The sequence below is a fragment of the Paenibacillus sp. LK1 genome (assembly GCF_002750415.1).
Classification (GTDB): Bacteria; Bacillota; Bacilli; order Paenibacillales; family Paenibacillaceae; genus Paenibacillus; species Paenibacillus taichungensis.
Map to the genome: position 1 here is coordinate 1 of NZ_PEII01000009.1, position 22806 is coordinate 22806.

General features: G+C 45.6%; 22 protein-coding genes and 6 tRNA genes. 24 read left to right on the forward strand and 4 right to left on the reverse strand.

The window, feature by feature from the left end:
* Positions 1-25 precede the first annotated feature (25 nt).
* The 7 genes from CS562_RS19715 to CS562_RS19745 all read left to right on the forward strand — a co-directional run bounded on the left by CS562_RS19715 (position 26) and on the right by CS562_RS19745 (position 1849).
* Positions 26-99 (forward strand) — tRNA-Trp (locus tag CS562_RS19715).
* Between the two features lie 29 nt (positions 100-128).
* Positions 129-201 (forward strand) — tRNA-His (locus CS562_RS19720).
* 13 nt (positions 202-214) lie between these two features.
* Positions 215-289, forward strand: a tRNA-Gln gene (locus CS562_RS19725).
* A 4-nt stretch (positions 290-293) separates the two neighbouring features.
* Positions 294-368, forward strand: a tRNA-Gly gene (locus CS562_RS19730).
* A 6-nt stretch (positions 369-374) separates the two neighbouring features.
* Positions 375-448: transfer RNA gene (locus CS562_RS19735), tRNA-Cys, on the forward strand.
* Positions 449-471: 23 nt separating this feature from the next.
* Positions 472-550: transfer RNA gene (locus CS562_RS19740), tRNA-Leu, on the forward strand.
* A gap of 378 nt (positions 551-928) precedes the next feature.
* Positions 929-1849: a class I SAM-dependent methyltransferase gene (locus CS562_RS19745; protein ID WP_099858009.1), complete on the forward strand. Its 921-nt coding sequence runs from the start codon at positions 929-931 to the stop codon at positions 1847-1849.
* A gap of 183 nt (positions 1850-2032) precedes the next feature.
* Here CS562_RS19745 and CS562_RS19750 read toward each other — a convergent pair whose 3' ends face one another.
* The gene (locus CS562_RS19750) at positions 2033-4417 is read right to left on the reverse strand and encodes a helix-turn-helix domain-containing protein (RefSeq protein WP_143813568.1); all 2385 of its coding nucleotides are present in this window, start codon (positions 4415-4417) and stop codon (positions 2033-2035) included.
* Positions 4418-4905: 488 nt separating this feature from the next.
* Between CS562_RS19750 and CS562_RS19755 the strand changes: the two genes are divergently transcribed.
* The 12 genes from CS562_RS19755 (at position 4906) to CS562_RS19810 (ending at position 15480) form a co-directional block, all read left to right on the forward strand.
* Positions 4906-5214: a LiaF transmembrane domain-containing protein gene (locus CS562_RS19755; protein WP_062324034.1), complete on the forward strand. Its 309-nt coding sequence runs from the start codon at positions 4906-4908 to the stop codon at positions 5212-5214.
* A gap of 33 nt (positions 5215-5247) precedes the next feature.
* The gene (locus tag CS562_RS19760; protein ID WP_063566170.1) at positions 5248-5919 is read left to right on the forward strand and encodes a PspA/IM30 family protein; all 672 of its coding nucleotides are present in this window, start codon (positions 5248-5250) and stop codon (positions 5917-5919) included.
* A gap of 4 nt (positions 5920-5923) precedes the next feature.
* On the forward strand, positions 5924-6160 hold the full coding sequence (locus CS562_RS19765) for a PspC domain-containing protein (protein WP_063566169.1): 237 nt from the start codon (positions 5924-5926) through the stop codon (positions 6158-6160).
* Between the two features lie 17 nt (positions 6161-6177).
* A complete protein-coding gene (locus tag CS562_RS19770; protein ID WP_063566168.1) occupies positions 6178-6684 on the forward strand; it encodes a PspC domain-containing protein in 507 nt (168 codons plus the stop codon).
* Between the two features lies 1 nt (position 6685).
* Positions 6686-7393 (forward strand): PspA/IM30 family protein, encoded by a 708-nt coding sequence (locus CS562_RS19775; RefSeq protein ID WP_024634152.1) that lies wholly within the window; start codon positions 6686-6688, stop codon positions 7391-7393.
* Positions 7394-7542: 149 nt separating this feature from the next.
* Positions 7543-8190 (forward strand): cell wall-active antibiotics response protein LiaF, encoded by a 648-nt coding sequence (gene liaF / locus CS562_RS19780; protein ID WP_076290952.1) that lies wholly within the window; start codon positions 7543-7545, stop codon positions 8188-8190.
* Positions 8191-8222: 32 nt separating this feature from the next.
* Positions 8223-9344, forward strand: a complete 1122-nt coding sequence (locus CS562_RS19785; RefSeq protein WP_099858011.1) for a sensor histidine kinase — start codon at positions 8223-8225, stop codon at positions 9342-9344.
* Positions 9280-9954, forward strand: a complete 675-nt coding sequence (locus CS562_RS19790; RefSeq protein WP_090904561.1) for a response regulator transcription factor — start codon at positions 9280-9282, stop codon at positions 9952-9954. The genes CS562_RS19785 and CS562_RS19790 overlap by 65 nt, the downstream gene beginning before the upstream one ends.
* A gap of 243 nt (positions 9955-10197) precedes the next feature.
* Positions 10198-10938: a YwmB family TATA-box binding protein gene (locus CS562_RS19795; RefSeq protein ID WP_099858012.1), complete on the forward strand. Its 741-nt coding sequence runs from the start codon at positions 10198-10200 to the stop codon at positions 10936-10938.
* A 247-nt stretch (positions 10939-11185) separates the two neighbouring features.
* Entirely contained in the window at positions 11186-12736 is a 1551-nt protein-coding gene (gene zwf / locus CS562_RS19800; RefSeq protein ID WP_076290949.1) for a glucose-6-phosphate dehydrogenase, read from the forward strand.
* Between the two features lie 404 nt (positions 12737-13140).
* Positions 13141-13539, forward strand: coding sequence for a DoxX family protein (locus CS562_RS19805; protein ID WP_053783291.1), 399 nt, complete (start codon positions 13141-13143; stop codon positions 13537-13539).
* 357 nt (positions 13540-13896) lie between these two features.
* The gene (locus tag CS562_RS19810) at positions 13897-15480 is read left to right on the forward strand and encodes a peptide chain release factor 3 (RefSeq protein ID WP_076290948.1); all 1584 of its coding nucleotides are present in this window, start codon (positions 13897-13899) and stop codon (positions 15478-15480) included.
* Between the two features lie 371 nt (positions 15481-15851).
* Here the strand turns inward: CS562_RS19810 and sspI are convergent, their stop codons facing one another.
* Positions 15852-16085: a small acid-soluble spore protein SspI gene (sspI, locus tag CS562_RS19815; protein WP_062324046.1), complete on the reverse strand. Its 234-nt coding sequence runs from the start codon at positions 16083-16085 to the stop codon at positions 15852-15854.
* Positions 16086-16263: 178 nt separating this feature from the next.
* Here sspI and CS562_RS19820 point away from each other — a divergent pair, with 178 nt between their 5' ends.
* From CS562_RS19820 to CS562_RS19835, 4 genes are all read left to right on the forward strand, one after another.
* On the forward strand, positions 16264-16926 hold the full coding sequence (locus CS562_RS19820) for a potassium channel family protein (protein ID WP_064635682.1): 663 nt from the start codon (positions 16264-16266) through the stop codon (positions 16924-16926).
* A 101-nt stretch (positions 16927-17027) separates the two neighbouring features.
* A complete protein-coding gene (locus CS562_RS19825) occupies positions 17028-17816 on the forward strand; it encodes a TrmH family RNA methyltransferase (protein WP_099858013.1) in 789 nt (262 codons plus the stop codon).
* 171 nt (positions 17817-17987) lie between these two features.
* Positions 17988-18578 (forward strand): sigma-70 family RNA polymerase sigma factor, encoded by a 591-nt coding sequence (locus CS562_RS19830; protein ID WP_175381112.1) that lies wholly within the window; start codon positions 17988-17990, stop codon positions 18576-18578.
* A complete protein-coding gene (locus tag CS562_RS19835; protein ID WP_099858014.1) occupies positions 18565-19326 on the forward strand; it encodes a DUF3600 domain-containing protein in 762 nt (253 codons plus the stop codon). The genes CS562_RS19830 and CS562_RS19835 overlap by 14 nt, the downstream gene beginning before the upstream one ends.
* Before the next feature lie 90 nt (positions 19327-19416).
* Here the strand turns inward: CS562_RS19835 and CS562_RS19840 are convergent, their stop codons facing one another.
* Complete coding sequence (locus CS562_RS19840; protein ID WP_099858015.1) at positions 19417-20283, reverse strand: AraC family transcriptional regulator; 867 nt, start codon at positions 20281-20283, stop codon at positions 19417-19419.
* 112 nt (positions 20284-20395) lie between these two features.
* Between CS562_RS19840 and CS562_RS19845 the strand changes: the two genes are divergently transcribed.
* Entirely contained in the window at positions 20396-21553 is a 1158-nt protein-coding gene (locus CS562_RS19845) for a Gfo/Idh/MocA family protein (RefSeq protein WP_099858016.1), read from the forward strand.
* A gap of 80 nt (positions 21554-21633) precedes the next feature.
* Here the strand turns inward: CS562_RS19845 and CS562_RS19850 are convergent, their stop codons facing one another.
* Entirely contained in the window at positions 21634-22761 is a 1128-nt protein-coding gene (locus CS562_RS19850; protein WP_175381113.1) for a glycoside hydrolase family 88 protein, read from the reverse strand.
* Positions 22762-22806: the final 45 nt, after the last annotated feature.

The window sequence follows — 22806 nt, forward strand, 5'->3', positions numbered from 1 at the left end:
AATCCATCATCCTCCACCAGTTTTTAGGGGCATAGTTTAAAGGTAGAACAACGGTCTCCAAAACCGTTGGTGTGGGTTCAATTCCTGCTGCCCCTGCCAATTAACTATTAAGAACATATTGTATTATGGCGATCGTGGCGAAGTGGTTAACGCACCGGTTTGTGGATCCGGCATTCGGGGGTTCAATTCCCCTCGATCGCCCCTTTGTTTTTTTTGGGGATTAGCCAAGCGGTAAGGCAACGGACTTTGACTCCGTCATGCATAGGTTCAAATCCTATATCCCCAGCCATTATGCGGACGTGGCTCAGCGGTAGAGCATCGCCTTGCCAAGGCGAGGGTCGCGGGTTCGATTCCCGTCGTCCGCTCCAAAATATGGCGCCATAGCCAAGTGGTAAGGCACAGCTCTGCAAAAGCTTTATCCCCAGTTCGAATCTGGGTGGCGCCTCCAGTATTTTCATAAAAACATCATATGCCGGCGTGGCGGAATGGCAGACGCGCTCGACTCAAAATCGAGTGGGAAACCGTGGAGGTTCGAGTCCTCTCGCCGGTATTCAAGCAAGTATGGAAAAGCTCATTAGATGCAAAATCTAATGAGCTTTTTTTATTTGTCGGAATGAAAGGTGACGTGCGGCAATTAAGCAAAGAGGGGCTCCTGAATGGAATTTTGTAGGTCATCACAACACCATTTCATTCCCTGATCTCTGGCACTTGGATTATGGCTTATAGAAGGAAATGGAATTATTTTTGCTTACGTATTGACTCATAACTTTAATGAGTATATTGTGGATATACAAAGTCTCTAATATTACTTCGTTTAATTATGGATATTATAGCTCTTTTAAATTCATATAAAAGATGCTTATCAAAGCAAGATAGTATCCTTTTGCGCGTAAATTTATATTTTATAAAAGAAACGGAGTGAAGCAACGTGTCTGAGGAAAAACATGTATTAAAACATTCTGAAATTTTATTTGATCGATCTGTGTGGGAAGAAGCGTGGAAGAATCAGTCGACAGCTTCAAAATACAATATGAAGAGTACGGCGTTTGACGCAACAGGAGCATTTGAACGATGGGCTAGAGAATATCACCAACAGTCGTTTACTGACGATGGAAAGAAGCGATCCGATCGCATCACAGGCTGGATAGAAAATCAGGGTGTGAGTTTTGACGGGTTATCCATATTAGACATTGGAGCAGCGTCAGGCATCTTTACGATTCCTTTTGCAACCAAAGGAGCGACCGTTACAGCTGTAGAGCCCTCTGAACTGTTAGTTTCATTAATGAAGGAGACAATTCCTGCATCCCTTACATCCAGTATCGATATCGTTTCAGAGCGGTTCGAGGACATATCGATTCAGGACAAAGGTTGGGAGAAGAGATATGATTTTGCATTTGCATCCATGTGCCCGGCAATGTCGAATTGGGAAACGATTGAACAGGCGATTAGCACTGCCCGAAAGTATGTTTATATTAGTACGATGGCTGGACCGAGAGAACACACACTAATAAATGAGCTTAAAGAGGTACTAGGTGTCTATCCATCATACAACGCCGGAGATATGGGATATATACAACAGCTGCTGTACCTGAAAGATTATTCTTACACCACCTTAATCACTAAAGAAACAAGTTATATGCAGATGCCTGTTGAGGAAGTCGTTGATAAGCTTCAGGAGTGGCTTAGCACGCACGAACTGCCAACGGATGAAGGTTCACTTGCCCTGGCTGAGCAATATATCAGAGACACTTACAAGGATGGTATGGTTACATTCTCACGCGGAGGGAAGTTCGGTAAAATTCTGATTCAATTGGTGCAACAGAACATGAAAGTGGTACGGACCAAGTAACAGTAGACCCATTTCAGCAGGAATCAATTTAGATAAAGTTTTAAAAAGAAAAAGGGAGCAGTATAACTGCTCCCTTTTTGATGGTCAGATATAAGACATCTTAATCTTCGACTAAATAACAAACGTTCTTCTACTATAAATAGAAATTGATATAACTCTCATACTTCATCCTCCAAAGAGCCGTTATTGCTTCATGGATAGATCAGGCTTATGTTTACGTTCCCTATACTGTCCAGGCGTGATCCCTTCCCATTTTCGAAAAGAACGGATAAAGTTCTGCGGGTTGTTATAACGAAGCCGTGCGGCGATATCCTTGACCGTCAGTTCGCTTTCGTCGAGCCATTTTTTAGCTATACTGAAGCGGTACTTTGTCAGATACTCACTGAATGAACATCCTGTCTCTTTGCGGAACACACTACTTAGGTAGTTGGCATTGTAATGAAGTCTGGATGCGCATTCCTCCAACGTCAGATCCTTATCGTATTCTTGCTGAATGATGGCAATCATTTTCTCGGATATTTGCTGATATTGGGCGTACTGTCTTTCTTTCAAAATGAGAATGATCGGTATGATGATATGTTTGTTAAACCATTGCTCAACCTCAGTTGCATACTGCAGAGCATGAAGTTCATTGAAAATAGACCCATGGCCTTTGGAGATCTGTCCCAGTCGTATACCGGATTCCTGCATCATCTGCAAAATATGTGTTAACAATCGGGTAAGTGCTACCTGATATTCTTCCGGTGTGCATTCCATGCCAAAGAGCACTTTAAGCAACTGATGGAGATGAGAGGAGGCCAGGGCTTCATCGGCATTTTGGATAGCTTGTATCAGCGTATATTCCAGTGATTCGGGATATGGCAGTGTCCAATGGGAAGTACGATTGTCTATCGCCTCAAACTGAAAGATGATGCCTGCTCCCAGTTTCATTCGATGCTTAAGTGCCTCAAAGGCCTCTGTATAAGCTTGTGGTATCTGAAATAGGGAGTTGTGAGGCTGACTGAAGCCAATGCTTACTTGAAGACTAAGGATCACACTGATCTGATGTTGGAGTTGTTCGGTTAACGTGTACAGATGTTGTGAAAAACGAACACGGTCTTGCTCAGAGGTACCGATGATTGTAACGACAGCCTGTTCATATACCACAGGAAGTAACTGTTGTTCTGCATAAATACTCTCCTCCAGTATGTTCTGAACGGCAAACAACAACAGATCCCGATCCTTGGCATGATATTTGGTGTGATTCATAAGATCAGTCTGGATTGCAATGACGGCTATTTGTTGCCACTCTTGAAGCTGTGAACCATAACCATTCTCTCTGAGTGTGTCATAAAGAGTGGACGGTGCATTTTTACCCAGAAGCAGGTTGATTAGAAAATGAGTGCGTATCTGCAACTTATATTGATTTAGTTTGCTTTCAAGCTGGGATTGAGAAGCAGAGAGCTGCGAGACGCCAGCTCTGATTTGCTCGAATTCGTCTATATGAAGTGTAGACTTGGTTCCAAGGCGATCGGGTAAGCGTTTATCACCGAGTTGTGCAAGAAGCTTGCGGATGGGAATATGCATTCGTCTCGAACCTACCCATGAGAGCAACAGTGAGAGCAGTAGCATAGCAACACTGATATACATGGTGTGCAGCCCAATCTGAACATACTCGTGAGTAAGAATATTCGTAGGCGAAATGAGAATATATGTCCACCCTTTTAGAGAAGAATGCGCATAGGACAGCGAGTAACGTGTATCTGCAATACGCACCTCTCGTTGACCTGAAGAGGCAGCGAAACCACGCTTAGATAACAATTCACTAAAGTTGGCCTTCGAATCGCTGTCCCATATTCCTGCTGAAGCTAATGGCTGACCAATATATTCGGGATCGGGGTGGACCATGATGCGTTGTTCACGATTCAAAATGATAAGTCCGGCTGTAGAGCTGTCGGGTGCATCCTCTTCCAGTGGTTTTTGTAGTGAGCATGCGGGAATTCCCGCAATCAGGGCAGCGTCAGAAGAAACATTTACATCGGGTATCGATCTGGCGAGTGCAATATGATAGATACAGCCTGAATTCACCGGGCGCTCATTGTTATTAAAAACAGATGATGGTGTAAGCTGCCAACCGGAAGTGAGGGTGTTGGATAACAAATCTTTCATGGGCAGAGCCATTGGGAAGTCAGTATTCAGGTATAGGCCAGCATGATCGATAAGCCAGTCCTGGGTCTGATTTACAAGCGTAATATCCATCAGAGGTTCCCATGACCTCATATTCTTGAATTCGGTCTGTAACTTCTCAGCAAACAAAGGCCCGGTACCCTGAACAGATGATGATGAAGTTAGCGAATGGAGCGTGTCCGGTGACCGAACGGCCTGATCAAGCATATAGCTTACGGTTGCAAGTTTGTGCTCCACGTTGGTTTGCATTTGGATTAACAGTTGTTTATTGGCTTGAGCACGATGCAGCTCTGATTGTTTTGAAGAATAGATAAAAGCGGCGATTCCCGTCAACAGAATGGGCAGGGTACTTAACAAGATTCCGAAGACTATCATTTTATGTAGATAGCTGAATGATCGCACAGGTCCACTCCTGACTTATGAAGTAGTAACACTTTCTATTTTAGTAAACGCTTACATATAGAACAATCTAAATTTTGTTTATTTGGATAAAAAAGTAATAAAAAACCAAGCGGAAATTAAGATCATGAAATCGTTCAAATTTTAATAGAGGTCGTTTTAGCTTTAATGGAAGGCATAATGGGAAACGTCAGTCGAGGCAGAACGTAGATAAGAGGTATGGAAGTCGTATTATACGGGGTGAAACGGCTTTGAAGAAGGGTAATAAGGGATATCTAGGCCTTTATTCGGTATAGTGGCCAATGGTCTGATCAAGGGACAGTCAAAGGTCCAACCCGATCCCCGACCTGAGTCTAGGATGAAAAACCGTCCACGGTCTGTTTTGAAAAGTCGCAGTTTCCCCTAGAATAAGGACATAAGGTTAAACAAGAAACAAACGAACAAACACACAAACCAAAATTAACGAACCGAAAGGGTGGTGAACAATAATTATGAGATGGAATAAAGGAAATGGCTGGGCGGTTGTACTGATTGCATTGGGTGCACTCCTCCTCTTCGGAAAGTTAACTCCTCTACTGGGACATTTAATGGGTTATCTAATTCCGATCCTGATGATTGCACTTGGCTACTACGGAGTTAAACGAGGAAATGTACTGCTTGGATGGATTGTTCTCTTCATCGGTATCCTCTCATTGCTGGGTAAACTGGCCTGGCTGATCGGACCGATCATCGCGATTGGGTTAATCATCTTCGGATTCTCCATGTTGAGTAATAATCGCAGTCGTCGTGGCCGTTACTAAGCTTTCACGATTATGATAAGGAGGACAGACAAAATGAGTGTATTTCGTCGAATGCGGGACATTACCGTAGCTAATTTAAACGAACATCTGGAGCAAAGTCAGGATCCAGTCAAACTGATTGATCAGTTTCTGGTCTCGACCCGCCAAGACATCGGTGAAGCCGAGAAGCTTCGTCATCAATATGCAAGCCATACCAGACAAATGAAACAACAAGCGGATCAGGCAGCAGGTATGGTACACAAACGGGAAGAACAAGCTTCCATGGCTCTGAAAGCAGGCGAGGAGCATTTAGCCAAACTTGCTTTGCAGGAGAAAATTCTCCACGAGGAAAAAATGGAGCAATACAATGAATTGTACGCACAAAGCAATGCGGCTTTACAGGAACTGGACGAACAGATCGACCAACTGAAAGTGGAGTATCAAAATGTATACAGCAAACGCCAATATTACTACGCTCGTATGCAGACGATTCAATTGCAGCAAAGAATGAATCAGAGAGGTCACTACAACGGTCAGAATGTACCCCGTATGTTCAACCGGCTGGACGATCAAGTTTCTGATCTCGAATATGAGGCACAAAGTCTCCGGGATTTGCGGCGGATGAGTCAGGATGGGTCAGGTACGTCTGGCACCATGTCATCCTCTACGCTGGACAAAGAACTGGAACGGCTGAAACAAAAGCTGAACAATGACAGAAAGGAGTAGACACATGAATAAACTTTACCGCTCATCGCGTAATCGTATGCTGACAGGTTTGATTGGCGGCATATCTGAAAATCTTGGATTTAGTTCCACGCTGCTGCGTATCATTTTCTTCATCAGTATTTTCGCTACGGGGGGTACATCATTGTTGATCTACTTCATCGCTGCATTGGTAGTGCCAAAAGAACCCTATCACGCTGATCCATACACTTATGGTGCTGATCACGTAAGAGGATACAAGTAAAAGAAAGGAGTAAGCACATGAGCAAATTATATCGCTCAACGCGTGACCGGATGTTGACTGGATTATGTGGTGGGATATCCGAGTCGATCGGCATGGATTCAACCTTGCTGCGTATCATCTTCGTCATCAGTATCTTCGTAACTGGCGGCACGTCGTTGTTAATCTACTTCATCGCAGCACTGGTGGTGCCAAAAGAGCCATATCCACCTTATGATCCATACGGCTATGGTCCGGGCCCTGGTCCTGGCGCTGGTAGAGGATACAACAACTTTGATCACGAGCCGCCAAGAGGTCCTTTCCAAAACAACCATAATCAAGGCCCAGGTAACTTCGGTCCTGGCCCAGGATACAACAGCAGACCTCAGTCTGGTCCACGTTCTTACGACAATAACGCTTACGGAGCAGGGTCACAGCAAGAAAGTGAACTTGATTCCATGATGAAAGATATTGAGAAAAAAGCATTGAAAAAAGAAGTTGAAGAGCTTCGCCAAAAATTATCTCGTTACGAGAAGGGAGAAAAGTAAAATGGGAGTATTTAAACGGATTAAGGATATGACTAAAGCGTCGGTAAATGATATGTTGGATAAAGTGGAAGACCCGATTGTAATGTTGAACCAGTACTTGCGTGACATGGAGGCTGAAATTCATGAGGCAGAGGTAACAGTTGCCAAACAAATGGCGAATGAGCGTCGCATGAAACAGCGTCTGGACGAAGCAGAACGTACATCGGTACAACGTGAGTCTCAGGCAGAGGCTGCACTGGCTAATGGTCAGGAAGAAGTGGCCCGTAAATTGCTGGAAGAGAAAATCTACTTCGATCAAAAAATTACGGAATACAGAGAACTTCATGCTCAATCCGAAGCTCAAGCCAAAGATTTGCTGCAACAGCTGCATGACATGAAAGATGAGTTCTACAAAATGCGTAACAAACGTAATGAACTCGTATCCCGTGCACAAATGGCGAAAGCCAAAAAACAAATGTCCCAAATCAACAGCTTGCACTCCATCGAGAGTGGTGGCGCATCCCTTGGATTCCACCGCATGGAAGAGAAAATCATGCAAATGGAAGCTGAAGCTGATGTGATCCGTGCACCTTATCGTAATACACAATCTACGTACACTAATCCTGTAGATACAGAAAAGCAATTCAAAGTGGATCAACAGCTGCAAGCTCTGAAAAACAAAATCGGCAATGGTGCCAAAAATGAAACGGGCGGTACTTCAAAAGAATAACTGTTCGCTCAGCAGACAATATGATATTCTATAAATCGTGAATAAAGAACGGTTTCTAGAACAAAGGTTAAGCCATACAGGTGTTCAAAGCCTGATATGGCTTTTCCATCGAATTGGGAAGATCAACTTACAGAGGAGGTGCGGCAGAGATGAATAAGAAGGGTCAATGGCTTGCTGTTGTAATCATTGTCATCGGCATGCTGATGTTACTGAACCGAAGTATTAACCTGCTGACCGTCGCCGCACTGATTCTGTTAACGATAGGTATGGTTCAAGTTCGTAAGGGTGACACACATAAAGGCTATCGATACCTCGGTATCGGTGCCGCTCTGTTGTTGCTTGATAATTTAATGATTGTATTTTTAATTGTACTGGCCTCACTAGCCTATTTTTATTCCAAAAACAAAAAGATTCATCTAGATGGACATGTCATGCGAAAGCAAAATTTCATGGCTCGTTACTATTGGGATCAAGCACCATGGACATTGCGGAGTATGAGCCTATGGCATGCCATGGGTGAGATTAATGCAGATTTGTCACTTTCCCTCCCGGAGGAGAAACAAACGATTGTACTTTTGCAGGGAGTTATGGGGAATGTTCGTCTGATACTGCCTGAAGATTATGGTGTTGAAATTGAGGCATCGGTACTCTTTGGACGGATTAGCCTGAACGGAGAGCAGGATAGTGGCATGATGAACAAATTGGTATGGAGAACTCCTGGATATGAGTCCAGTGAACATAAAGCAAAATTTGTCATTTCTTATATTGTTGGCGACCTAAACATCAGTAATCCGTAATAAGTTAAATAGGTGAAGAAGGAGGAGACCGGATGAAGACAAAACGACATACCGACATGGTAACCCGAAGTATGGGTGAAGGGATCCTCCTTGTTTTCATTGTGCTCATTGTAATCTTGTATGTATTGTATACATATGGTTATCTTGCTCCGTTTGCAGGGTGGAGGCATCTGATTCAATCGGGTCTGGCGTTACTGCTGCTCTTGATCGGTATGGGTGCGGCCTTCGGCTTCTATCAGAGCTACCGGGTCAAACGAAGGCTTGAACTGTTGCGAGAGACACTGTTGCAATGGGAAAAGGGCTCACTCTCACGTACAGTGCCAGACCTTGGTATTGATGATGTCGGCCGATTAAGTGAGCAGCTTGGACGAATCGGCAAAAAGTGGGAAGATCAGGTCTCCTCGCTGCAGAGGCTGTCTACGAATAACGCTCAGCTGGCTGAACAGGCCAGAATAACGGCCATTGTGGAAGAGAGACAGCGCCTGGCACGAGAATTGCATGATGCGGTATCACAGCAGCTGTTCGCCATTTCCATGACCGCGACCGCGGTTGGACGAAGAATGGAAAAGGATTTTGCGCGTGCCCAGCGGCAGGTGGCCCTGATTGAAGAGATGGCGTCGGTAGCTCAGTCCGAGATGCGGGCATTGCTATTGCATTTGCGACCTGTCTATCTGGAGGGTAAACATCTCGAACAAGGTTTGCGCGATCTTGTGATGGAGTTGAAAACAAAAGTACCTATGGACATCGTACTCGAAATGGATGAAGACATTCATTTGATCAAAGGCATTGAGAATCATCTGTTCCGTATTATTCAGGAAGCGATGTCCAATACATTACGTCATGCGAAGGCAGAAAAGATGGAAATTCGGCTTCAGCGCCGGATGGATGCCATTCGGGTACTGATTCGTGATGATGGTCAGGGATTTAATCTCGACGATCAGAAACAGGCCTCCTATGGTTTGACCAATATGCGTGAACGTGTGACTGAAATTGGAGGAGCCATTCAATTTGTAACGGCGCCGGGCAAAGGAACACGAATTGAGATTACAATACCTTTGATGAACGATGAAAGCGAGGAAGAACATGTCAATGGAGACGGGAATAGAAACGGAGACGGAAGCGGAAACGTCGATCAAAGTGTTGCTCGTGGATGATCATGAAATGGTACGTATTGGCCTCGCTGCGGTGCTGGATACCGAAGATGGCATTGAAGTGGTGGGGGAAGCGGGCAGCGGTGAGGAAGGCATTCGGTTGGCACAGGAGTATAAGCCTGATGTTGTCCTGATGGATCTCGTTATGGAAGGAATGGACGGGATTGAAGCCACACGGCAGCTGCTTAAAATGTATCCGGAATGCAAGGTCATTGTGCTGACCAGTTATCTGGATGATGAAAAAATGTATCCGGTTATCGAGGCAGGGGCCTTCAGTTATCTGCTGAAAACATCCAGAGCCAATGAGGTGGCAGATGCAATCCGTGCTGCAGCTCGGGGGCAATCGGTTCTGGAGTCACAAGTGGCGTCCAAAATGATGAATCGTTTCCGACAGCCGCAGGCAGTGGCACCAGCTCATGATGAATTGACTGATCGGGAGATGGATGTACTTCGGTTAGTAGCTAAAGGCAAATCGAACCAGGACATCGCAGATGATCTCATTATCGGGATCAAGACGGTCAAATTCCATGTCACGAACATACTAGCAAAATTGGGCGTGGATGACCGTACACAGGCAGCCATCTATGCTTATAAGAATGGACTTGCGGAATAGAAAAAGAAGCGTGTGAAGGTTGAGGCATGCACTATGATTTTGCTGAGTAGATAAGGTGAAGTTAAGAAATCGGTGGAGCACGATTCGAAAGTTTGTTCTGCCCATAAGATGCTATAAGGTCCGATCAGCCATGAAGATGGTGGATAGGGCTTTTTTTGTGTGCCAAAAAGAAGTTTAGCAAATGAGTAATGGGGGCATGCTGTTGATAGATTCATAGAATGTAAGAAAGAGCGGAGGATTCAAATGTTAAATCGATGGATGACAGCAGGCATACTGGCATTAGCAATTATTATACTTGTAGGCATGACTCATGTGTACGCTGAGAAGACGGAATCCGAAGCAGGCAAGCTGGAACAATTGATGAAGACCGCCGATACAGCAATCGATCATGTGGACCGTCTAGTCATTAAATGGCAAGGGGAAGGCCGTGGAGATGCAAAAGAGCAGGCGGAGTTGCTGGCTCATCAGTTAAGATTGCAACAGCCTGAACGCGGTGTTCAGACGGGGCATGATGTGTATCGTAGTGAGATGCTTGCTGATGCTCAGCATGCAGGCATTCTGGTCAATGTTGTCGTGACGGGGGAAAAGGAATACTACACGATCGTCCAATTAACAGGCAATGAACATACAGACCAACGTTTATTGACCACATTACATGAACAAGTATCCCAGTTGCTCAACGATTCGGGAATGAAAGCAGCATGGAATTTCGCTGTGCAGGGCACAGGTGCAACTGAAGTAAGTGGCGCCAGCAGTCAATTGCAGCAAATCGAGGAACAGCTATCTGGAGATATGAATATGCAAGCGATAGAACGTTATACAGATAACAGCACTGCCAGTGTGTCATATGAGGCATCGGATCTGCCCATAGCGATTAAGAGCGGTAAACATCACTTGAACATGCAGCTTGCTGTCCATCAGGATGACGAAAAGGGGACTAATCGAGTTACAGTAGGTTTCCCGGTTATCACGATCGAATATTAATGCAATATTCAAGCAGGTTTATAAGTCTGATCATGAATTTTTATAGATGAAATTTCCATGAATTGTGGAAAAATAGTGATAACATTTCTCAGGAAAATTAGTGCAACCCATGGGGCTTTATGCTAAAATGGCATCACATCCAAGAAGGAAATTTGCTGGTAATTGACGGTTGTATGTTGCGTATATAACACCATTACATAGCTCGGGGAGAGTGTGGAGATATCTTCCCGGAAAGAAAGAGGAGCCCATGGTCGAAAAACAAATGCAAGATGAAGTGCAGACACCAGGTGCAGTATTTTTCATTTTTGGAGCAACGGGTGATTTGGCCCGCCGGAAGCTGTTTCCGGCGATCTACAGTCTCTACCGCGAAGGCAAGTTAGCCGAAGACTTTGCGGTTATTGGTGTAGCGCGTCGTCCGAGGTCACCAGAAGAATTCCGGGAAGACATCTATGAATCCATTAAGGAGTTCTGCCGCTATCCAGCGGGGGAACCCGATGAGTGGAACGCTTTTGTCGAACATTTTGAGTATAAATCACTAGATATCAATAACGTGGACGGTTTCAAAGAATTGCGTGAGCAGACAGAGAGTCTGGAAGCGAAGTTTAACACACCGGGTAACCGTCTGTTCTATCTGGCACTGGCACCTGAGCTCTTTGGCAGCGTGTCATATAGTTTGCGTGATGGTGGAATGCTGGAGAGCCGCGGGTGGAATCGACTTGTGATTGAGAAACCATTTGGATATGATCTGCAATCTGCGGAGCATCTGAATGAGCAGATTCGTGAAGTGTTCCGTGAGGAAGAGATTTATCGGATTGACCACTATCTGGGTAAGGAAATGGTACAGAATATCGAAGTTATTCGCTTTGGTAATGCCTTTTTCGAGCCGCTTTGGAACAATAAACATATTGCCAACGTTCAGATTACTCTGGGAGAGACGGTTGGTGTGGAAGAACGTGGTGGATACTACGATCATTCGGGAGCATTGCGCGATATGGGGCAGAACCATATGCTGCAGATGCTGACGATGATTGCCATGGAGCCGCCAAGCCGTCTATTCCCAGAGGATATCCGGGATGAGAAGGTTAAGGTACTGCGTTCTCTGCGTGCATTTACCTCTAATGAAGAAGTAAGCACTAACGTTGTGCGCGGGCAGTATACGGAAGGGGAGTATCGTGGCAAGCAGCTTCCCGGTTATCGCCAAGAGGACAAGGTTGATCCGGAATCCAATACGGAGACTTATTTTGCCGCACGTGTATTTGTAGATAATTTCCGCTGGGCGGGAGTGCCGTTCTATATTCGGACAGGCAAGCGCCTACCGGTGAAAACGACCGAGATTGTAGTTGAATTCAAATCCATGCCGAGTAACGTTTATCTGGGCAAAAAGTATAAACTGGAGCCGAATTTGCTCGTCATTCGGGTAAACCCGATGGAAGGCATTTATATTAAAATCAATGCTAAGAAGCCGGGTTCAGACTCCGAGATTCAGCCGCTGGCGATGGATTTCTGTCAGAGCTGCATGATTGGAATCAACTCGCCTGAGGCGTATGAACGATTGCTGCATGATGCAGCAGAAGGAGACTCCACCTACTTTACCCGTTGGGACGAAGTGGCTACAGCATGGTCCTTCGTTGACCGGATTGCGGCGGCTTGGGCGGAAAATCACGGAGAGCTGCACACGTATCCAGCAGGTACGTGGGGGCCGGAAGCAACAGGTAAACTGCTGGAGCAGGATGGGTTTCACTGGTGGCCGGTGAACGGTCAGGACGAAGACAGTGTCATCTGGCAAGTGAACAATTAATCGCGGGAAGTATCACTTATGAGTGGCAGCGATTTTGATTAGAGCGAAATCATATTATTGGTGAGAAGACTAACACTGTTACAAATAAGGCTTGGAAAGAACGCAGAGATGCGATCTTTTCAGGTCTTTTTTTCGATAGAGAAGTGGGAGGATGTAAAAATGTACATATAATAAAATAAGTTATTGACAAAAAGTAAGTATATAACTTATACTCAATCCAAGAGATAAAGAAATTACGCAAAGACATACGAAACCCGATGACGAATCGGATACGTACATCATTCATGAGATAAAATGTGAACCAGGTGAAGGGGTTACGAAATACATTCATGAAGAAAAAATTTTAGCATAATATCTTTAATCTAAGAATACTATTTTGTATATATTGAATGGAGGAAAAGAAAATGTTGGATGTAGGATTGTTGTTGATTCGTTTGGTGATTGGGTTGTCATTTATGGCGCACGGGGCTCAGAAGTTGTTTGGATGGTTCGGGGGATATGGAATCAAGGGGACCGGAGGCTGGTTTGAATCGATGGGGATGAAACCCGGCGCATTGGTAGCGTTGCTGGCAGGGCTCGCTGAATTCGGCGGCGGATTGCTGCTGGCTCTGGGTCTGCTCACACCGGTAGGCGGCATTCTGATTGCTCTGACTATGGTTATTGCGATTGTGAAGGTTCATGGTGCGAACGGATACTGGTCCACACAAAACGGGTTTGAATATAACCTTGCGATCCTGGTGGTTGGTGTAGCACTAGCTTTGACAGGTGGAGGACAATACGCACTGGACGCATTAATTTTCTAAGAGCGGTAAGCGAAATGAATAATGAGTACCTGGATGCCATAATGATGGCGGAAGGGTGCTCTTTTTTTGCTAACGGAAAAGAGAAGAATCTGCTGTACGTAATCCGTTATTTTCGGTAAAGATTATGGTACAATAGGAAAGTTGGATACTAAATCAGGTCTACGGCATGAATGAAGCACAATGCTTAGGGAGGATGAACTCCGTTGTAAATGTGTAAAATTAACATAGGATGCTTAACTGCCTAATATGCGAAATGCGAATGTACAATCAACCGGCATAGCCGGATTGCATAAAGATTGAATGGTAGACCGGCCTCGCCGGATTAACGTGAATGAACGGACGAAAGGGATAGAATTTATGAGCAAAGCTGCAGATAACATTCTTCAACAGGAAGTGGACAAACGCCGGACGTTTGCCATTATCTCTCACCCGGATGCGGGTAAAACGACATTGACCGAGAAACTGTTGCTGTTCGGGGGCGCGATTCGTCTTGCCGGTACAGTAAAAGCTCGGAAAGCAAGCAAACATGCAACAAGTGACTGGATGGAGATAGAGAAACAGCGGGGGATCTCGGTAACATCTTCCGTAATGCAGTTTGATTACCTGGGTCATCGCATCAACATCTTGGATACACCGGGTCACCAAGACTTCAGTGAAGATACGTATCGTACACTGACAGCTGCCGATAGCGCAGTAATGTTGATTGACGTGGCCAAAGGTGTCGAGGCACAGACCATTAAATTGTTCCAGGTTTGTGCGAAGCGTGGTATTCCGATCTTTACGTTCATCAATAAGCTGGACCGTGAAGGACAAAGCCCGTTTGATCTGATGGAAGAACTCGAAAACGTACTGGGGATTCGCTCCGTACCGATGAACTGGCCGATTGGTACAGGTCGTGAACTTTGTGGCGTGTACGATCGGATGAAAAATCAGGTGGAATTGTTCCAAGGGGACGATCACTCAACGATTAAAGTACAAAAAGTGGATGGATACGAAGATCCGATCATTCGTGAGATGGCAGGAGATTATCTGCATGATCAGCTGTGTCAGGACTTAGAGCTTCTGGATGTTGCAGGAGACCAGTTCGACATGGAGAAGGTACAACGTGGTGAACTGACACCTGTATTCTTCGGTAGTGCCATCAATAACTTCGGTGTGCAGACGTTCCTCGAGAACTTCTTACAGCTCGCACCGAAGCCGGAACCACGTCGCAGTACAGCGGGTGAGATTGAACCAACGAATGAGAAGTTCAGCGGTTATGTCTTCAAAATCCAGGCGAACATGAACCCGGCACACCGGGATCGTATCGCATTCCTGCGGATTGTATCTGGTAAGTTCCAACGCGGTATGAGCGTGAAGCATAATCGTGTGGGCAAAGAAATCAAACTATCGCAGCCTCAGCAATTCCTGGCACAGGATCGGGATATTGTAGAAGAGGCTTACGCAGGCGATATTATTGGTCTCTTCGATCCGGGTATCTTCCGTATTGGCGATTCATTGAGCCAAGGTAGTGAGGTTATTTTTGACGAATTGCCAACATTCTCACCAGAGATTTTTGCCAAAGTTACGGTTAAAAATGCATTGAAACATAAACAGTACCAAAAAGGGATTGACCAGTTGACCGAGGAGGGTACGATCCAGGTATTCAACACCGTTAGCTTCGACGAGACATTGCTCGGCGTAGTGGGTCAGCTCCAATTCGAGGTATTTGAATACCGGATGAAAGGCGAGTACGGGGTAGACGTGCAGCTACAGCGTATGCCATATCAATTTGCACGCTGGATCGTGGACGAGAATCTGGACCCAAGTAAATTCCGGATCAACTCCGCTCTGGTGAAAGATAAAAAAGGAAATCATGTAGTCCTGTTCGAAAATGAATACGCGATGAGAACCGCAATGGACAAAAACCCAACGGCGAAATTCCTGGAGACAGCTCCATAAGTCGTTATTTCCTAAAATAGCAAAGACAGCAGAAGAAAAACCTAAATCCCTGATCAGAGGGGGTTAGGTTTTTTTGCCGTTCCCAGCGTTTATAGCTCATTAAGGATTTCGCCGCAAAAATAACTTTCAGTCATCGTTCAGTCTTAATTGAGCGGCTTTTTCCTTTTCTAAAACACGGGTATACACAAACAAGGTACAGCCTCCTGAGTTTTGCTCAGTGGCTGTACCTTGTTTGGTTGGGGAGCCTAATTAGTCTATAGGGATATAACTGCCTTGCTCTTGGAGCAAGGCATCATCCAGACCAATGAGCCAAAATCCTTCTTTGCAGACAGAACAACGTGATGATGGTACCTTTCCCTCCAAGGCTTCAGTTATCTGATGGGTTGAACGGGAATGGTGTGCAGATGCTCCTGCGCGATTTGAATTAATTCTTCCTGCTTAGCAGGTTCCGTGTTCTTCCAGATCATTTCGAAAATGGCACCAAGTCCGGGTAATGCTGCTTCCGGTCCATCTACAGAACCTTCGATCATCTCCCGGAGCTGATCATCACTTTTATCATGAACCTTATGAACAATCGCTTCACGCAGGCTTAATGTAATTGGCATCGCAAGTCCCTCCTCGTATATTCGGCTGCTCTAATACTGTTCCCTGGGAAGCGTGAGCGCATTCAAGTTTATTGGGCTTTGTGGTATACTACGAAGGATATTTACATTTACCCTTTAATTGAAAAATGGACTACCAATAGATGCGTAATGCTGAAGTGCAGCGGGAGGTTAGACCCTAATGGCAAAAAAACAATATGCCGTCATTGGCATGGGACGGTTCGGATCAAGTGTAGCCAATGCGCTGAGCGGCATGGGATTCGACGTACTGGCCATTGATGCGGACGAGCAGCGGACCCAGGAAATGTCCAATGTGGTGACTCATGCCGTATCGGCAGATTCGACGGACGAAGAAGCGCTGCGTGCGCTGGGCATACGAAATTTTGATGTCGTCGTTGTGGCGATTGGTGAAGACATTCAGTCGAGTATTCTCACGACCCTTATTCTGAAGGATATGGGTGTACCGGTTCTGATTGTAAAAGCACAAAATGAGCTTCATGGTAAAGTATTGCAGAAGATCGGAGCAGACAAGGTTATTTATCCTGAACGGGATATGGGACTACGTGTAGCCCATCATCTGACATCTCCAAACATTCTCGATTACATCGAGTTATCTGAGGATTACAGCATTTTGGAGATGAGAGCGTCCGAGCAAATGATCGGTAAAAATCTGCTGGAGCTAAATATTCGTGCACGTTTCGGTTGCAATGTGATGGCGATTCGCAGTGGGAATTCGATGAATATCTCTCCGTATGCGGAGGATCGGATTGCGGACGGGGATGTGCTGATCATTGTTGGCCATAAGGACCATTTGACGAAAATGGAGCTTGCATATCCAAAGTAATAAGTACGTTGATGGGATGATGGAACATTCTTTGGTCGGATAATTTCAATTCGTCATGTAATATGTTGATAAAAAATCCCGCAGACGGGAAGGATGGAAAGATGGATATTGTATCACCGCAAAATACACGTGTGAAGGAATGGGCACAGCTGCTGGAGAAAAAGCACCGTACCCGTCAACATAAATATATTATTGAAGGCATTCATCTCGTACAGGAAGCGCTGCGCGCCGGGGCAGATCTGGAATGTATCGTTTACGATGGGGAGCAGGGTGTACCCAAGGAACTGGCTGGACAGGAGGCTCCACTTCAGCGTGTGGAATGGATTAGTGTATCCCCTGCGGTTATCGCCAAGTGTACGGATACGATGACCCCCCAACCTGTTTTTGCCGTTGTACATAAAGGTCGTGAGCCGCTGCAAAGCTTGTTGTCGTCCTCCAAGGGGCTGGTCGTTGTATTGGACAATGTTCAGGACCCTGGTAATGTGGGAACGATCATTCGCAGTGCGGATGCAGCGGGAGCGGCAGGTGTTGTGCTCGGTGCGGGTTGTGCTGATGTCTATAATCCGAAAACGATCCGTTCAACGATGGGGTCATTGTTTCATTTGCCGATTGTAGAAGGACAGTTGGAATCGTTACTGCCTGAAGCAAAGGCTGCGGGTGTAAAGTTGGTGAGTACGTCTTTGCAGGCAGAATATTCGTGCTACAGTTATGATTTTACACAAACGGTGTGGCTTGTGATCGGTAATGAGGGCAAGGGCATATCGGAGTCTACTGCACAACTGGTGGACGATGCGATTACGATTCCAATGCAGGGACAGGCTGAGTCACTTAATGCCGCGATGGCGGCAACGATCTTGTTGTTCGAGGCGATGAGGCAGCGTATGGTTTAGCCGATGAATAATATACTTCGTTATCATATGAGGTAAGAAATATAAGCTTATTCCTACTTGAACGATGAGTGGGGAATGGGCTTTTTTGCATGGTCGGAGAAAGTGGAAATAAATAAATCGAACGATATGGAGCTGGTATGCCAATATATAGTGTAAGGAGGAAGGGGATGGATGATGAGTGAGGCAGAAAAGTACATAAAACTTGTGGAATTAACCCGGGCTGGCGATTACGAAGCATACGGGGAGTTATATGAGCTAACGGTGATGGATGTGTATCGCACTGTTCGTTTTCTGATTCGTGACTCATCTGACGCGGAAGATCTGGTACAGGAAATTTATATTCAGGCATACAGGTCATTAGAGCGTTTCGATTCGGAGAGAGCGTTTCGTCCATGGTTAATGGGTGTGACAATGCGACAGGTCCGAAGTTACCGGCGCAGACGATTGACGCAATTTCGTTTTAGCAAACGGATGGAAAAGTCTGATACGGGGCTTGAGTATGATTTTTCCGGAGACTTAATCAACAAACTGGCAAATCGTCCTCTGCTTGAGCAGGTACACCGATTGCCATACAAGCTGCAGCAGGCCATCACTCTTCACTATTTGAACGAGTACACGCAAGAGGAGATTTCATGCATATTGGACATTCCGCTAGGAACGGTGAAATCGCGTATTCATGCGGCATTATCCAAGCTGAGACAGAATCAGAAGTTGGACCTATGTATTCGGGGAAAGGTGGAGGATTTGCATGAATCTCGATGAACAGCTGCGAACAGCCTACCAGAAAGAGACCAAAGACTGGACAATTCCTGAGAGAACAAAACATAAAATTATGAATGCTATTCGAAGTGAATCAGTTCTCAAAAGACATCGGAAAAAATGGCTGGTTACTTTGCTGCTGGCTGCTGTGCTCATCATTCCTACGGGAGCCTATGCGGGGTATACCTATTTGGCTAACGAAATGTATGGTTCACAGGAGAATATATCAGCGGTGGGTGGAACATCGGAGGATTATATGAGACTGGAAGAGAAGCTCCAGACAGCCAAAGCACACTTAAGTGAAGAGGAATTCATTCAATTTATGGATCTGATGAAGCAAATGGGACAAATGGCTTTGAAGAATGCGGATCAACAGGGAGAGATGCACCCCGAGCAATGGAGTGTCACAGAACAGACGGAATTTAATCGTCTTACTGCAGAACTGGGACCTTTTTTTGAAAAGCTGGAAGCAGCAAGTGTAGACTCTCCAAAAGAACCTTTGGACCAGGAGCAATTTTGGAAGGAACAGCTAGCAATTGCAGAGACGAAGTTTTCCAAGGAGCAGTTTACCGAGTTCAAATCGTTATATGAACAGATGAAGCAGTATGAGGCCATGGTGATGGATCAGGATGGGAACATGCATGAAGACCGATTGTCTGCGGAGCAGAAAGAAGAACTGAAGCAGGTACGTGAGCAGATTTTTCCCTTCTTGGAGAAGTTGGGACTGGATGTACGCAAACCGGGTGAGTAGCTTAGGTAGTGTTCAGGGGCTGAGGAGCGAAAGGATTTCATTCCTTTTGCTCCTTTTTATTTTGTAGAGATGATTTTGTAGATATTCTTCTTATCTGCGTTGCATATTCAGCCGATACTGATGCGGCGTAGTGCCTGTTGCATTGCGGAAGACTTTGCAAAAATAAGATGGGCTGGACATGCCTACACGGTGGCCTATTTCCGGAACAGCGTGTGTAGTACTCGTGAGTAACACACAAGCATGACGAATACGGGTAGCCTGGGCGTAAGCAACGATGGTAGTTCCGGTAGTTTTTTTAAATATATGGGACAGATGATAAGGCGAGAGATGCAGTGTATCTGCGATATCCTCCAGATGAAAAGCTTCAGTGTAGTGCTCTTCAATCCAATGCATGACAGCCTCAGCATGAGGATGCAGAGCTGAAGAACCCGCTGGGAGCGCAGTAGAGTTGGGAAACCGCCTGTCTTTCCAAAGGTAGCGAAGCTGTGCGAGAAGTCCAAGTAAAAAAAGTCGTGTATCCTCTTCCGCTTCATGTGGAAGCAACGTAGGCAGAATATCGGCAAATTGCTCAATCATCTGGACCAGTGGGGATGAGGCGGAAAGACGGATAGGTTGAAGTGGAGACGTATGTCCAAGAAGGTCCAATGTAAAACGATTGGATACGGCAAATTGCCGAGAGTGCGAGTTCAGCAGATGCTGCTCATACATCAGGACGCTGCGAATAAAGGGATGTTCTTTCGTGACTTGAATCTGGATCTGATGCAGCTGAAAAGGGCGGAATATCATCAGTGTACCCGGTTCTAGGGGGAATGCCTGACCCTCGGTTATAAGCTGTCCATATCCATCATGGATATACGTGATTTCCATCTGTGAATGAGCGTGAAAAACTTCTCGGAACGCAGTGGTGGAGGTTCGACGGCATGCCAGATTAAATTGATCCTCAGTGATGATGGGCATTAGGAATGCCTCCCCTTCAAGAGCGCAATATAGTTTTATTTTATCACAAGATGAACGCATAAAAGCGCTTTATTATTGTGTATTGTGAAGGGAATAAGGGAGGTATACATTCATGTTAAAAGTAGCCATTATTGGAGCAGGCGCCATCAGCACAGCGCATATTACAGCGTATTTGGCATTTCCTGAACGATGCCAGATCGTAGCTGTGGTGGATATGTACACGGAAAAAGCACAGAAACGAATTAACGAATACGGATTGAAAGGAGCGCAAGCTGTTACCGATTACCATGAATTGCTGGATCAAAACATTGATTTGGTTTCCATCTGTACCCCTCCATATACCCACGCACCGATCACATGTGATTTTCTGCATGCAGGTACACATGTGCTTGTCGAAAAACCGATGGCCTCTTCTTTACAAGAGGCGGATATGATGCTGGAAGCGGCGCAAACGAGTGGTAAGCTGCTTTCGGTGGTGGCGCAGAATCGCTTTACAACACCGATGATGAAACTGAAAGATGTGCTGGATAGCAAACTTATGGGTCCCATTGTCCACGTACAGGTCGATTCGTTCTGGTGGCGGGGCCATAATTATTATGATCTGTGGTGGCGTGGTACATGGGAAAAAGAAGGCGGTGGCTGTACACTTAATCATGCGGTCCATCATATTGATGCGATGCTTTGGATGATGGGTCCTCCGGTGGAATTGCAGGCGATGATGGCGAATACGACGCATGATAATGCCGAAGTAGAGGATATTTCCATGGCGATGCTTCGATTCCAAGAAGGAGCACTTGGTATGATCACCAGTTCCGTGGTACACCACGGAGAGGAGCAGCAGTTGATTTTTCAGGGTAAAGAGGCCAGGGTATCTGCACCCTGGAAGGTCGTTGCTTCTACGGCACGAACGAATGGATTCCCAGAACCCAATCCAGATTTGGTACAGAAGATTCAGAAACTGAGTGACGACTTAGCGGATGTTATTCATGTGGGGCATGCCGGACAAGTGGAGAATGTGCTAAACGCCATTGAGACAGAATCACCGCTTCTGGTGGATGGGAAGAGTGGTCGGAATACACTGGAACTCATTGTTGGTATCTATAAATCGGCAAGTACGGGAGAGAAGGTTACTTTTCCACTAGAGGGAGAGGATGCTTTCTATACAAGGGAAGGGATTATGAAAAATGCGGTGCACTTTTATGAAAAAAAGACAGCCGTAGAGAACTTCGAGGATGTGGAAATAACGTTAGGGAGAAAGTTGGAGTCTTAGTTAAATAAAAAAAGAGGCCAGTCCCACAGATATTGTGAGATCTGGCTTCATCTTATTGAAATCCTATTTACAAAATAAAATCAATACACCCGATGTTTCCATCCATTTAATTTTGCGATGGCTTCCAGATAATAATAATCTCCATAGATCAGGGAGACATCGATGAAGGAATTGCCGCTGCCTGTGGCGTGCAGCAGAATTGATTCATGCTCTGGCTGATCCCAGACCGCATAGTTCTCTGTTAAGGAACGCAGAATTCGTTCGGCTGCATCGGCATAGAGTCGTTTCTCACCTTCAGGAACGGCGGCGGCCAGTTCCAGCAGACCGGATGCAGCGATTGCTGCGGCAGAGCTGTCCCGGGATTGATCATCCAGGGTAGGAAGTCTGAAATCCCAGTAAGGTACATGATCCTCTGGAAGCGCAGCAATAAAGTAATGGGCGATTCGTTTCGCTGTGTTCAGGAAACGCTCATCTTGGGTATAACGATACGTATTAGCGAATCCATATAACCCCCATGAGGTACCACGACTCCATGAGGACTCAGGAGCATATCCCTGTCCGCCAAAACATTCAATATAATGACCATCCACCGGGTCAAAGGAAAGGATATGTTTGGTTGATCCGTCTTCACGAACACCATACTGCATGGTCGTCTCGGCATGGCTAATGGCAATATGTTTGTAGCGGGGATCTCCCGTCACTTCTGAAGCCCAGAACAACAAAGAGATATTCAGCATGCAATCAATAATGGCCCAGCCATATTTGTCTTCATTCCACGCACGAATGAATTTGCCTGCCGGATTATAGCGTCCTGCAAGGAAATTGGCTGCCTCCAGACCACGTCTGAGAGCATCATCATCACCTGTAAGTTTATGTTTGATTACAGCAGTAGAGAGAAACTGAAAGCCAACATCGTGATGAAGCTCTCCTGTTGGTTTTACAAACCATTGCTCCAAAGTTTCATCCCACGACCATGCCGCATCCCGGTAGCTTTTCTCTCCTGTCATATCGTACATAATCCACAGCATACCCGGCCAGAAACCTGAAACCCACCAATCGGTGTTGATGTTATCATACTTCCCATCATCGCCGGCAAAATGAGGACATTTATCCCCAATGTTTTTTTTCATCTCTGGCAATTTGTTTTCCAGCTTCTGCATGACTTCCTGCCAATATGTCGTAGTTACAGCGGATTCTGCCTTGGCCATGAGATAACCTCCTTAGGGTTAATTGGAAAGTTAAGATAACGCTTT